General features: G+C 53.8%; 10 protein-coding genes and 1 pseudogene. 6 read left to right on the top strand and 5 right to left on the bottom strand.

Going from position 1 to position 12,771, the window contains the following annotated elements:
- Positions 1-117: 117 nt before the first annotated feature.
- A complete protein-coding gene (locus MKMG_RS05105; protein WP_165076332.1) occupies positions 118-1,437 on the bottom strand; it encodes a Fic family protein in 1,320 nt (439 codons plus the stop codon).
- A gap of 749 nt (positions 1,438-2,186) precedes the next feature.
- On the opposite strand from MKMG_RS05105, the gene MKMG_RS05100 reads away from it, so the two are divergent.
- The 4 genes from MKMG_RS05100 to MKMG_RS05085 all read left to right on the top strand — a co-directional run bounded on the left by MKMG_RS05100 (position 2,187) and on the right by MKMG_RS05085 (position 7,685).
- Complete coding sequence (locus MKMG_RS05100) at positions 2,187-2,855, top strand: AAA family ATPase (protein ID WP_371415198.1); 669 nt, start codon at positions 2,187-2,189, stop codon at positions 2,853-2,855.
- 3 nt (positions 2,856-2,858) lie between these two features.
- Positions 2,859-4,046: an RNA-guided endonuclease TnpB family protein gene (locus MKMG_RS05095; protein WP_165076330.1), complete on the top strand. Its 1,188-nt coding sequence runs from the start codon at positions 2,859-2,861 to the stop codon at positions 4,044-4,046.
- 10 nt (positions 4,047-4,056) lie between these two features.
- The gene (locus tag MKMG_RS05090) at positions 4,057-4,692 is read left to right on the top strand and encodes an ATP-binding protein (protein ID WP_254059091.1); all 636 of its coding nucleotides are present in this window, start codon (positions 4,057-4,059) and stop codon (positions 4,690-4,692) included.
- 119 nt (positions 4,693-4,811) lie between these two features.
- A complete protein-coding gene (locus MKMG_RS05085) occupies positions 4,812-7,685 on the top strand; it encodes a NosD domain-containing protein (protein ID WP_165076328.1) in 2,874 nt (957 codons plus the stop codon).
- Between the two features lie 161 nt (positions 7,686-7,846).
- On the opposite strand, the gene MKMG_RS05080 is transcribed toward MKMG_RS05085, so the two are convergent.
- The 3 genes from MKMG_RS05080 to MKMG_RS05070 all read right to left on the bottom strand — a co-directional run bounded on the left by MKMG_RS05080 (position 7,847) and on the right by MKMG_RS05070 (position 8,976).
- Complete coding sequence (locus tag MKMG_RS05080; RefSeq protein ID WP_165076327.1) at positions 7,847-7,981, bottom strand: type II toxin-antitoxin system HicA family toxin; 135 nt, start codon at positions 7,979-7,981, stop codon at positions 7,847-7,849.
- Positions 7,968-8,186: a type II toxin-antitoxin system HicB family antitoxin gene (locus MKMG_RS05075; protein WP_165076325.1), complete on the bottom strand. Its 219-nt coding sequence runs from the start codon at positions 8,184-8,186 to the stop codon at positions 7,968-7,970. The genes MKMG_RS05080 and MKMG_RS05075 overlap by 14 nt, the downstream gene beginning before the upstream one ends.
- Positions 8,187-8,472: 286 nt before the next feature.
- On the bottom strand, positions 8,473-8,976 hold the full coding sequence (locus tag MKMG_RS05070; RefSeq protein ID WP_165076323.1) for a hypothetical protein: 504 nt from the start codon (positions 8,974-8,976) through the stop codon (positions 8,473-8,475).
- Between the two features lie 416 nt (positions 8,977-9,392).
- Between MKMG_RS05070 and MKMG_RS05065 the strand changes: the two genes are divergently transcribed.
- On the top strand, positions 9,393-9,632 hold the full coding sequence (locus MKMG_RS05065; RefSeq protein WP_165076321.1) for a hypothetical protein: 240 nt from the start codon (positions 9,393-9,395) through the stop codon (positions 9,630-9,632).
- A 150-nt stretch (positions 9,633-9,782) separates the two neighbouring features.
- The gene (locus MKMG_RS05060; RefSeq protein ID WP_165076319.1) at positions 9,783-10,916 is read left to right on the top strand and encodes an ORC1-type DNA replication protein; all 1,134 of its coding nucleotides are present in this window, start codon (positions 9,783-9,785) and stop codon (positions 10,914-10,916) included.
- Positions 10,917-10,932: 16 nt separating this feature from the next.
- Here MKMG_RS05060 and MKMG_RS05055 read toward each other — a convergent pair.
- Positions 10,933-12,771 (bottom strand): annotated as a pseudogene (locus tag MKMG_RS05055) (hypothetical protein); the annotation flags it as partial.

Genomic DNA, 12,771 nt, shown 5'->3' with positions numbered 1-12,771 from the left:
ACCCCAGCCACCCTGCTCTCCTGGCAGCAGGTGGCGGGGTTGTAGCCTGCACCCCATCCGGCCGCCTCCCCGACTTCGGTGAAGATATCCCCTCTGTTTCATCTGCCGTTTTTTTATCTATTGTGTCTCGTTCCCGAGGTCGCATTCTTCATTGAAGATGAACATGAACTCCCTGCCGCGTTTTTCCTTTCTGATGTAGCCTTTCCCGGTGAGGTCGAGGAGGTCGGTTCTGGCCGTCTGGTAGACAACGCTGTGGGTCTCCGAAATCTCCCTGATGGTGAAATACTGGTCGCTGTGTTCCATCATTTGTCTGAGAATGTCTGCCTGCCTTTGGCTGATGTTCTGAACCGTTTTTATCATCGCTTTGGTCGCGTTCTGCTCGCTCTGTTTTTTCTCGATATAGGCGAGCAGGTCTTTCCGGGCTTCTTCGATGCACCGGATCTGATACTGGATGAAGTAGGTGAGGTCCATCTCGTCGTATTCGGTGTGGAGGTAGGCGAGGGCGTAGTCTTTCTTGGACCGCAGGATGATCCGGGAGATGGGCATGTACTCGAAGAGCCAGTAGCCCTGCGAGAGGACGTACCAGTAGAAGATGCTCCGTGCGGTCCTGCCATTGCCGTCTTCGAAGGGGTGGATGTAGCCGATGAGGAAGTGGAGGATTATTCCCCTGACGATGGGGTGGATGAAGGTGCCGGTATCGTCATCGTCGGCGGCGTTTGCGAACCGGCAGAGGGCGTCGATGAGGCCAGGAACCTCTGTGTACTCCGGGGGGGTGTGGTGGACGACGCCGGTGACGGGGTCGGCGACGACGATCTCGTTGTTGTCCCTGAAGCGTCCGACGGCGGCATCGTCCAGGGTGTTCTCGGTGACGGTGCGGTGGAGGGCGAGGATGAACTCCGGGGTGAGGGGTGTGTCCTTCTTTGCCCGGATGAAACGCATGGCTTGGTAGTTGTTGATCACCATCTGCTCGGAGGTGTCCCTCGGCTCTCTCCCTTTTCTGAGCATATCTTTGGCGACCCTGTGGGCGGTCACTGCCCCTTCGAGGATGCTGGAGGCGATGGACTCCTCCATGAGGGAGTTGATGATGTAGGACTGTTCAAGTCTGATGGTCTTGTTGTGGACTCGGATGGTGCCCGAGAGGTACTGGTCGAAGATGTGGAGGCTGCGCGAGATCTCGGGGGTGGTCGAATACTTGAGGTTGAGGGAGGGAAAGGGGACAACCTCGTAGCGCATGGCTCGAAGCATCTTCATCACCGACCAGGCAATCATCCTTTGCTCCGGGTCGGGGATGCGGTAGGTGAGGTCGTCCCAGGCAAGGTAACGGCTGTTGTATTCGGTCACCAGCTTTCCGAACGCGGGATCCTGGTGACTTTTTTCGATCGCCCGGAAGGTTATTTTATTCCATCCTTCGGGTGGTTTTTCAGGGAGTTTGTTCATGAGTGCGACCTGCTAAATACTAATTTGACACAAATTAGTATTTCATTAGTATTTTGATCTGGATCTATAAAATACTAATTTGACACAAATTAGTATTTCGTTAGTATTTCGTTAGTAGTTCGGGGCGGCATCCTTCCCCTCACGAATTCTGCAAGACCGGCATACGAATAGAGAGAATACTGTCATATCAACATCAGGCAATTCCTCTACCTTCGGTAAAATAACCCCTATCTGCCGCTCAAATAACTAAAAACCATCCTCGCCGCCCCGAAAAACCCATGCCCACAGACGCCCGGAGCGGGCCTTTCACACCCCGAGACACCCTGCACATCCTCTCAAAACATCCGCCAACAGCGTGCCCGTATTAGTCCATGATCCATCGTATTCAGACAAAATAATCGTTATTCCTGCCGTATTTTTCTCCCGGAAATGATGCATCGGAAAAGAGCCGAAATACGCCCGTTCTATGCCCCGATTCATCCTCACCGAATCAAAGAACGGTCATCATAGGGATCATATCCGCCAATAACTTCTGGTATACCTGAACAAATCATATCAATAACTTCCAGTATACCTGAACAAATACCGCAAAAAACTTCAGGTATACTATAAGTTTATACGATCCGCTCACCCTAATGTGTATTATGCAGGAGCTCACCAAACGCGGAATACTGGAGATCCTCAACGACTGAAATTACTGGCACCGGGACTTTGAAGCATATGTTCCGAGGACAGACTACCTCGATACAATACAGCGGTTCAGGAGATCCGGAGAGATCATCGTCCTGACCGGCATCAGGAGGAGCGGAAAATCAACCCTCCTAAAACTGGAGATGAAGAGTCTTGCAGAACGTGTGGAAAAAGAGCAACTCCTCTACATCAATTTCGAGGATCCGCGTTTCTCGGACAACCTGAATACAAGAACCCTCGATATGATTTTTGAGACCTACCGGGAGAACATCAACCCCGAAGGTGAGGTCTACCTCTTCCTTGACGAGGTGCAGAATGTCGATGGCTGGGAAAAATGGGTTCGGACGGCATACGAACTCCGGAAAGCGAAGATATATGTGACCGGTTCGTCATCAAAGCTGTTGTCAGGTGAGATTGCCACAACGATTTCCGGCAGATACCTCCGGTTGGATGTCTACCCGCTCACCTTCCACGAATTTTTAGTATTTCATCATATGGAATGCAAAAATATCAGTGATTATTCGGCACACCGGACTGCAATCAACCGTTTCTTCACCGAGTACCTGAGATACGGGGGGTTTCCCCGGGTCGTATCTGTTGATGAAGATCTGAAAAAAGAGGAATTGCTGTCGTATTTCAACATTCACCACAAGGAGTCCCCGGTCTTCAGGCCGGGGAGGAATTGTGTTCACACGATAAATAATATATGCTATTGGGTGACCCTATAATGTGTGCTCACTGTAAAGACGATCATCCTCAAACTGGACTGTCTTGATACTGGTATTCTTGACCAGACGATTCAGGCTTACACAGACGGGATGAATTATGTCTCTACGGTTGTGTATGCCCTTGGTAAACCGAAAGGATCTGTCGCCCTTCAGAAGGAAGTATATCCCACTCTTAGAGAGGCATTCAGTTTAAAGTCACAGATGGCTTGCAACGTAGTTCGACAAGTCACAGGGACATATCGGACACTTCAGCAACAAGTGAAGATTAAGAAATCTGAATGGCAGGAAATTGAATTTACCCCCTCCTCCATGACGTGCTCATTTAAACGGGATTTTACGATAAATGGGGATCAGATCGGCATAACCACTCTTGAAGGTCGAAAGATATTCAGATACTTCCGGTATCCCTACATGGAAAAATATCTCGACAATTCCTGGAAATTCGGGGCATCCAAACTGGTGAAACATCGGGATGGAACGTATTACTTCCATCTTTGTTGTGAAAAAGAAGCAGACACTAAAGCGATTACAGAGTCCTCAAACTTTATGGGTGTCGATGTCGGTCAGAATTTCCTTGCCGTTGCATCGACAACCGATAAGAAATGTAAGTTTTTCTGTGGCGGTGAAGCCAAGAATCTCCGAAACATCTATTCTAATATGCGAAAACGATTACAGTCAAAGGGCACCCGATCAGCAAGGAGGATGTTGAAACATCTCTCTGGTCGGGAAAGACGGCTTATGACAGACATGAATCATCGTGTATCAAAGGAGATTGTTGAGTTTGCTGTTCAGAATGATGTCGATGTGATCGGGTTAGAGGAACTCACGGGAATTCGGGATACTACAATAACCCACAAAAAACAGAGATATACTCACCACTCCTGGGCATTCTACGAACTTCAGACCTTTGTCGAATATAAAGCAAAAGATAGAGGCATAACGACAGTCTACATTGACCCGGCTTACACGTCACAAACATGCCCTCGATGTAAACATATTAGCAAAAACAACAGACACAGGAAATCATTTGTTTGTGAATGTTGTGGATTTGCTCTTCACGCCGATCTTATTGGTGCTCGGAACATTGAGTCCAGAGCACGCACTGTCAGGTATAACCTGGAAGTGCAGGGGTGCAGTCAACCACCCATACGGGAACTATCTATGGATAGAGTCCCAAGCCCCGGTCTTTAGGCCGGGGTAGTTGACTACGATACTCCTGATGGATATACTGGCACGGTTCCGGCTCAGGAACGTTGACATGCTGAATAAACTGGTGGAATACCTGCACACCAACGATACCAGACAAAACAGCATAAACAGTGTGGCAAAGGCGCTGAACTATAACTATGAGACTGTTGAAGATTACCTTGATTATCTCAGGCAGGTCTACATGTTTTCCGAACTGAGAAACTTCAACTATTCCCTCAAAAAGCAACTCTTATCGGATACAAAATATTACGCCATCGATACCGGATTTGTCAATGCGGTCTCTTTCTCATTTTCGCAAAATATCGGGAGGCTGTATGAGAACGTCGTCTTCAACGAGCTGATACGAAGAGGTAAAACGATCTTTTTCCTGAATGAGGGTGACCGTGAATGCGATTTTATCGTAAAGGAGGGCAACACTATCACCAGGGCATACCAGGTCTGTTATGAACTGAATGAACAGAATATGCAACGGGAGGTCTCCGGTCTTGTTATGGCATGCAGAAAATTCAGTCTGAAAGAGGGATATGTCATAACGGAAAGCACAACCCGGACGGTCATTGAAGATGGCGTGGAGATCCGGATAATCCCGATAACCGGGTTCCTGCTCGGTCTGACGGATCAGGCATAGCACCAAAACAGAGATAGCCAGTGCCGGGAGTTCCCATCCGAAACCCCCACAACATCCGTCCGCCGTCCCCTGCTTTCTCGCAGAAACTCTCTTATACGAGTATACTCTATGATACCGCCATGTCCAGTCACAGACCGATCACCGGCATTGTGCTGATGATCGCATGTCTCTCTTTCCTTTTGGTGGGGTGCGGGGCAGCAGATGATCTGCCCCCACCCCCTCTGGAACTGAATGATACGACCACGGAAACGGATTCCTTTTTGGTTCAGGTTCCGGAAGAGCTGACCCCGATCACCGCCCCGGCCGTAATTGACCGTCCGGGCGCCTATCTGCTCACAAACGATCTCTCCCAATCAGGTGCGGAGACGGCCATATGGATACAGTCATCCGACGTCTTCCTTGACGGCGGGGGGCATCACCTCGGGGGGGTGCTGAGCCTGAACGCAACCGGTGTCCTGGCAGAAAATATCTCCGAAACGCTCCACAATGTCACCATCACCAATCTCTCCGTCACCGGCTGGGCGTCCGGCATCGGAATAACCGGGGTGGAGAGTGCTATGCTCCGGGAGATCCGGACAATCGGTAATCAGGACGGGATTGACATTGGCGAATCCGCTGGTATCACCGTCCTGGACTGCACCGTGACTGACAACATACCGCTGGAAGATGGGGGCGTCTTCTTTGGGGGTACCGGCATTGAAGTGAGCGATTCCCCCGGCACCCGCATCCTGAACACGAATGTCAGCCACAACGGGTGGGGCGAAGAACTCCCTGCCGTCGGCGGCTATGGCATCCTGTCGACGAACAACACCGGCCTGCTTGTCTCCGGCTGTAGTGTTGACAGGAATGTGAACACCGGTATCTGGAACGAGTATGCGAAAGACACACAGGTGCTTGGCAGCCAGTTCCACAACAACGGGGGCAACGGCGGGATCTTCATGACGGCCCCGACCGGGGACCCGGTGATGAACGCCACCATCTCGGATAACACCATATCGGGGAGCGGGTGGGGCATATGGGTCATGAGAAACGATTACCTGGTCCAGAACAACACGGTGAGCGGGTGCGGCTACGGCATCCTGCTCGACATGAGCCGGAATGCAACGCTGACCGGCAATGTGATGCATGACAACGAGCTGAATTTCGGCGTCGACGGCAACGAATATGAGCATTTCCTTCATCAGGTCGATACCTCCAATACCGTCAACGGCCGGCCGGTATACTACCTTGTAGATCAGTCCGGTGCAATCGTTGACAGTGCCACCGGCGCGGGAACGGTCTATGGAATATCCTGTCCTGATCTCATTATCCGGGACCTCAGCCTTGAGAACAATCTGAACGGTGTATTCCTGTTTGCATCCGACCGGGTGGCCATCACGAACGTGACCGCAACGGAGAACACGATCGGGTTTTTTATCCGGGAGAGTGATGACGCCCGTATCGAAATGTCTGCTGCCAGCGATAACACCCACAGCGGATTTTCTATAGAGGCCTCAGACGGTCTGCAGATTACCGGCCTGGAGGCCGTCAGGAACGTGGGGGGAATGGAGGAGGGCACAGGAATATATGCTGAAAACTGCCGGGATATTTTCCTTCAGCAGGTGAACGCCAGTGATAACAACTTCGCCGGAATTGATGTGGAAGACAGCGAACAGGTATACCTTGTGGATGTGACCGCTGATGCCAACAATGTCGTCGGACTGATCCTCGGGGGAGATACCATTCAGGTCACCGGGTGCTATATCCGCGGCAACGGAGGTCCCGGAATTGGTATGCTTGATTCGACCAACGCCACATGCTGGAACAACTACTTCTTAAATGAGGAGAATGTCGACCTCTCCCAGGGGGTTGTCACCGGGTCTTCCTGGAATATATCAAAGGCTCCCGGCCCCAATATCGTGAACGGCCCCTTCTTTGGCGGTAATTACTGGGCGAAACCGGACGGCACCGGCTGGTCGCAGATCACCCCTGACCGTGGCGACGGCTTCTGCAATGCGCCGCTTGTCCTTGACGGAGGCAACACCGATCTCCTGCCGCTCGTCTATTATCCCGATCCGGACCCGGTGGCCAATTTCACTGCCGCCCCCTCCTCGGGGTATTCCCCCCTGACTGTCCGGTTCCAGGACGAATCGACCGGGAACATCACCGGCTGGCACTGGTTATTCGGGGACGGCCAGACCTCTGACCTGCAGCACCCGACCCACCAGTATTGGACGGTCGGCCGCTATTCGGTGACACTGAACGTAACGGGCCCCACCGGACAGAGTGAGCTGACACGTCCGGATATCATCTCCGTGAGAAAGCCCGTCAGCGACGGGGATGACGGTGGTTTTGCAGCGATGTCTTACGATGAAACCGGTTATCTTGTGACCAGCTCGCAGGGGACTGTCCTTGCAGAGGTCGAGGTGGAGGCCGGGGATAACATCGGTAAACTGGTCATATCGAAAGGGGTGGTGGCCCGTGACGGAGACGGGGAACCGCTCAGTGAAGTGACAATAACACCATCCGGTGCACCCACACCTGACGCAGGCGCCAACTTTGTATTCTCTGGCTACGCCTACACCTGCGGCCCTGCCGGTGCGACATTCTCGCCTGACATTGCGCTCGTCTTCAGCTTTACCGAGGAGGAGTGGGCCGTTCTCATGGCAGACGGCCAACCGCTCATGGTCATGTACTATAATGAGACGACCGGTGCCTATGAGGGGGTCTCGACCTCGGTCAACTCGGTAAAACGGACGGTCACTGCACACGTCACCCACTTCAGCGTCTTTGCGCTGATGCATACGACGACGCAGGCGGAGACACCGGTGCCATCCACCGTTGTTCCGGCGACTGTTCCGACAGCCGCTCCGGCCACACCTTTGATCACGCCTTCATCCACTCCTTTGGTTCCGACTGCCACGGCTGCAGGGGCGGATTTCCCGGTGGTGGGTGTGCTTATCGTGATTGCGCTACTGGCCATTGCCGGTGGGAACGTCTTCAGGCGGAGATGATTGGTGAATAAAAAAACCTCATTCCTTTTTTTATTGCCCCAGTCCACCGTCAATCAAAAGAGCGTCCAAAAAAGTAAATATTTTCCAGAATTATCAAAAAACAGGGGGAAATCCCCACGTTTCTGTTATTTGTCCTGAGATCCTGATATCTCAGAAACCGTTCAGGCCAGGGCAGGTTTTCCGTCGGCCCCGGTCTCCACCGTGGTCAGGATGATGTGGCTGCCCTTCTGCCGGACAACAAAAAAACCTGAATCTTCGAGAACTTTTATGACTTTTTCAGCCTTAACAGGACTCAATTTCAATTGCCTGTACCCCCACAAACTCCCTCTGCTCATCGGGTTCAGGTGGTTCGTTTGCTTCAAGGTATAGCGTTATCGCCTCATCAAGGCGCTTAATCAGGTCATCATATGATTTTGCCTGTGTGAAACACCCCGGCAGGGAAGGGACAGACGCATAGTAATAGCCGTCCTCATCTTTCTCAATAAGGCAATTAAATTTCATTATTGGTTGTAGTATATCTGTTCAAATAAATACATTGTTGCCTGGTATCCTCCCGGCTTTTTTCGGAAGTGTCCTGCTCTGTTAGTTTTCATTATTTCTTCCCCGACAGGCAGGTTGTATCGTAGTGCGCTTGCCCGTACAGGCAGCGACGTGCAGCTCCCGCATATGACGCAGACCATGCATGCATTTCATGAAGGAAAACCGTCCGGAAAAAAAGAATGTTCTGCACACAGAATCAAAAAAACAGGGGGGTTGGCAGCCCTGTTTCAGGCATCCGTCGGCCCGTTCAGCCGAGTTCCGCCTTACCGTCGGCCCATGTCTCAACGGTCTCCCGGATGGCGTCGTCCGCATAGGATGATATGCGGACATTGCTGCGGGAGAGGGTGACATAGTAGGTCTCGCCGGTGGCGTCATGACACTTCAGTTTGCAGTAGAACGTGTCCTTCCCGGTGTCGCGGGACTGGGTCCCGCCGATGGCGGTGGCAAGCGTGTCGTCGTCCATGACGTGGCTGGCTGCGGTTCCGAAGGCGGCCACAGAACTGACCTGCACGGAGACGTCACCGATGGTGTCCGCCTCGAGGTTCTCATAGACAATTTTGGCGTCATACCGCTCCTGGGAACGGACGACCGGGTCGATTGTTACACCCTTCTCGACGTACGAGGTACAGCCGAAGGGGTTGGTGTCGATGATATCCTGCACGAGGGCATTGAAGGCAGTGATATCGGCGATGGGAACAGAGAGGTCCCGCACCGCACTCTTGGTGTTGGTGGTCTGGATAAAGTCGGCCATGTGATATACACACTCCTGCCAGCCGTTTCCCGGGTGACGACTGACATACTATACTATTACTTTGAGTAATATTAACCTGCCTTAACATCTGAAAAATGCCAGAACAGATCCGGCGGTGTGACAGAAAATGAGGCGGGCATGAGGGGGGACATGAAGGAAATACACCAGCAGAACAGACGGGTTTGCGGCACGACTTCACCGCCGCAACAGGGACAATTCATCCTTACAACGGATCTAAACATCTTTTCACGAACCGGTGCAGGAAGCGTGTCCGGGAGAACCGGAGGGGGGCACGCGGGGTCACCTCACTCCTTCCCGGATTGAAGATGCTGCCCGACAGAATATTACCATAAGTAATGCTTATGCCCCTGCACCCCCAGACACTATGCAGAGACAATACGGAGTATCTGAATACCATGAAGGATGACCTGACCGCGACAATCATCGAGACACACCGCGACATCAAATGGATCTGCCGGACGCTTGAAGAGATGAAAGAGACCGACGCAGACCTCGAGTCCCGCCTCAGAAACCTCGAAGGCCGGCAGGCCGAAAGGGCAGGCAATGATAAGCGGAACGGGGGCATTGTCGCGGGTGCGAGTGGCTGTGTGGGGGCCTTTGCCGCATGGCTGGTGCAATGGCTGGGGATGGGGTAGAACTCACGCCCGTGTGGCATCTTTCTCCCCTTCAGGAACACATTCAAAAAACAGCCCGCGGGTAACTGACTCCCCTTCCCCCCAAAACCCCCTTCACTTTCGCCCCGCGTGCGCCGAACCCATAATAACCGTCACCCCGACTCCTCTCTCATGACACCTGTCACTCTCATGGACAACCAGACCCTCTTCCGGGACATCAGCATCTTTGAATCCGGTTATACGCCTGATACCATCAGATACCGCGACAACCAGCTGCAGCAGCTTGCCGAGGCCGTCCGGCCCGCCCTCTTAGGGGGCTGCCCCCTCAACACCGTTATCCGGGGGCCGCCGGGCACCGGGAAGACCACCTGCGTCCGGCAGATCTTTGCCGAGCTGGAGGAGATGCCCCGGATCATCCCTGTCCTTGTCAGCTGCCAGACCGCCCTGACCGTGTTCCGGGTCTTTCAACGGATATACCAGACCGTCTTCCGCCAGCAGCCGCCCATCTCCGGCGTCTCGGTCGCATCCCTCACTGAAGCCGTATGCCGGGAACTCTCCCGGCGCAACGCGGCGCTTCTCATCTGCCTCGATGATGCAAACCTCCTCTTCCATGACCATGTCCTGGATCAGGTGCTGCGTTCTCTTCTCCGTCTGCACGAGGAGTACCCCGGCATCAGGATCGGTGTCATCGTCATCATCAGTGACCCGCGTCTCTCCCTGTATCCGTTTCTCAGCCTGTCGGTGGTCTCCGTCTTCCGGCCCAATGAAGTCTACTTCCCGCCCTACGGCAGGGAGGAGGTGCATGCGATACTCCGTGACCGCGTCCGGGCCGGTCTCTACCCGGACGTCATCTCTCCCGGGGTTTTGGACTGCATCGCTGCAGAGACCGTGAAAGGCACGAACCTGCGGGCCGGCATCCGCCTGTTAAAGGACGCGGTGATGCAGGCCGAAAACGACGGACGCACAACGGTGACCCGGAGCGATGTTGCCGCCGCCGTGCAGCAGATCACAGACCTGCACCTCGTGTCCATCGTCCGGACGCTCAAGGAGGATGAACGGCTGATGCTGGCCCGGATTGCCGCCCTGCACCAGACCAGAGGCGGGGACATGATATCCGGCGAACTCTTCCGGGCCCTGCACAAACAGATGCCGATGTGTTATACGCTCTTCTTTGAACGCCTCAATACGTTCCGGAACCGGGGTCTGATCGATATATACCGGCCCCCGAACCGCGGCAATACCCGCAAGATCCTGCTGCGGTATGATGCCGGACAAATGAGGGCGGTGTGCGAGACCCCGGAATAACGGGATCTCCTTCTCTTCAGCCCACCCCTTCGCCCCGGTTCGCCTCCCGGACCAGCCGGGCATAACATGTTTCGCAGACACTCGCCCGCTGCTCCCGCGAATGATAGACGGCCGGTCCTTCGTTACAGAGCGTGCAGTGCCCCAGGGATACCCGGCTGCGCCGGAAGTCCCGGTGGTCGAGGATGCCGGGGAGAGGCGGGGTGTGTCCCTCCCCTCGGTTGATTTTCACCTCTTCACCCGTTTTCTTTGGTTTACTTTTGTGAGGATATCCGGAAATATCTCGGTTTTTGCCAATCGATGTCAATGGTGGCGTGCGTTCACCATCCTGACTTTCATCTTCACTCATTCCTGAATCATAGATGGACAGGTCTCTACCTCCACCCGTATCCGCCCTGGTGAATGAGGCCCCACCCTCATGAAATAATCTCTCTCTATCTGTACATATATCTCTATATTGTAGCTCTTTAGAAGAATGATTGTCAATACGGTTTTTTTTGGACGGCCCGTCAGTTTCACTCCGGGGGTGAAGACCGGGTGAAGGGGTGAAATCATCCGGGTCGGAATAATCCTCTTCCTCGTAATCAGAATCACCAATCCAGACATCGGCCTTCTCCATCCATTCCCGGTAGACCTCCCGGTCGAAAAAGAAGTAATGATCCCGCCTCTTCAGTGCAATTCCGCAGATCTCTTCTGCCACCGTGGCATCGATGAGACTGACCGCCGGGCACTTGTCAAGGATACCGGTATACGTCGCCTTATTGTTATTATAGCCATGGAGCAGCCGGTAGGTCGGCTGATAGGAGAGTCCGAGCGCCTGCTGCAACTGCCTGACGGTGAATATCTCAAGGCCCATCTTCCATATTGTCTCAAGCGCCGCCGCTTCGTTGCGGGTCTGTTTCGTCTCCTGCCCCCCGAAATTTCCGTTTATGGAGAGATAGAGCCTGCGGGCATAGATATAGTCCTCATGACTGGCAATGATGCTCCCCTCATCATCCCGCTCCCGCTGGCAGCAGTGCAGCAGGGCGTGGCACTTGATCAGATCCAGGAGCATTGCGGGATTGCGCCGGTTGGCGGTTGTCCGGAAACAGATCCGGGGTGAGAAGGGTATCAGCACATACACGATCTGCTGCTTGATGATCCTCCATATCTCCCGGCAGACACCGATACCGGTATCCGTCTGTCTCTCCCCGTGGCGCTTTGCATCTGCCAGTTTCATGTGACCGACCACTTTCTGATCCTGCTGTACTGAGTCGTCGATCCAGACGGTGAGCATCCGGTTCATCACCTGGTCGTCGCCGACACTCTCGACCTTCGCCAGCCACCAGACACAGCGCTCCGGGATGGTGCAGAGCTTCAGCTGCCGTTCGCGGGTGAGCGTCCGGTGCTGGATGGATTCCCGGAAGCTTGCCGTTGCCGACTTGAGAATTTCCCGCATCTCTTCTGAGAGGCTGATGTCGTCGAAGAGGAGGACGGTGCCGGGTTGGAGGGAGTCGTGGTAGAAGAGGGCCTTGTTGGAGACGGTGCCGGTCAGCCGGTAGTCTTCCGGCAGTAGCTGGATCATTGTGCTACAGGCATGGGACTTGCCCTTGCCGGAGTTGCCGGATATGGCGACGTGCAGCCCGGAGGTGTTCTCGACGGACTGGGAGGCGACCGACATGATGAGGCACTCTGCGACGGTCTGGTCGCCGATGTGTTCCCGGTGGAAACAGTCGAGGATGAAGCGGAGCGGGTCGCCGTCTTCAAGGATTTCGATGGCTTTTTTGCGGTCTTCCTGCGTATCGGGCGGGGTGTCAGGCTCTACAGGGGAGGAGGTCTGCGGTGGTTTCTTTTCATGGGGGGAGGGCGCCGCCCCGTT

This window comes from Methanogenium sp. MK-MG, assembly GCF_009914725.1.
GTDB lineage: Archaea > Halobacteriota > Methanomicrobia > Methanomicrobiales > Methanomicrobiaceae > Methanogenium.
This window is presented reverse-complemented; position numbering and strand designations above follow the sequence as displayed.

Coding starts and splice junctions, on each gene's coding strand:
- MKMG_RS05105 (WP_165076332.1), bottom strand. CDS start 1,437: ATGAACAAACTCCCTGAAAAACCACCCGAAGGATGGAATAAAATAACC.
- MKMG_RS05085 (WP_165076328.1), top strand. CDS start 4,812: ATGTCCAGTCACAGACCGATCACCGGCATTGTGCTGATGATCGCATGT.
- MKMG_RS05075 (WP_165076325.1), bottom strand. CDS start 8,186: ATGAAATTTAATTGCCTTATTGAGAAAGATGAGGACGGCTATTACTAT.
- MKMG_RS05070 (WP_165076323.1), bottom strand. CDS start 8,976: ATGGCCGACTTTATCCAGACCACCAACACCAAGAGTGCGGTGCGGGAC.
- MKMG_RS05065 (WP_165076321.1), top strand. CDS start 9,393: ATGAAGGATGACCTGACCGCGACAATCATCGAGACACACCGCGACATC.
- MKMG_RS05060 (WP_165076319.1), top strand. CDS start 9,783: ATGACACCTGTCACTCTCATGGACAACCAGACCCTCTTCCGGGACATC.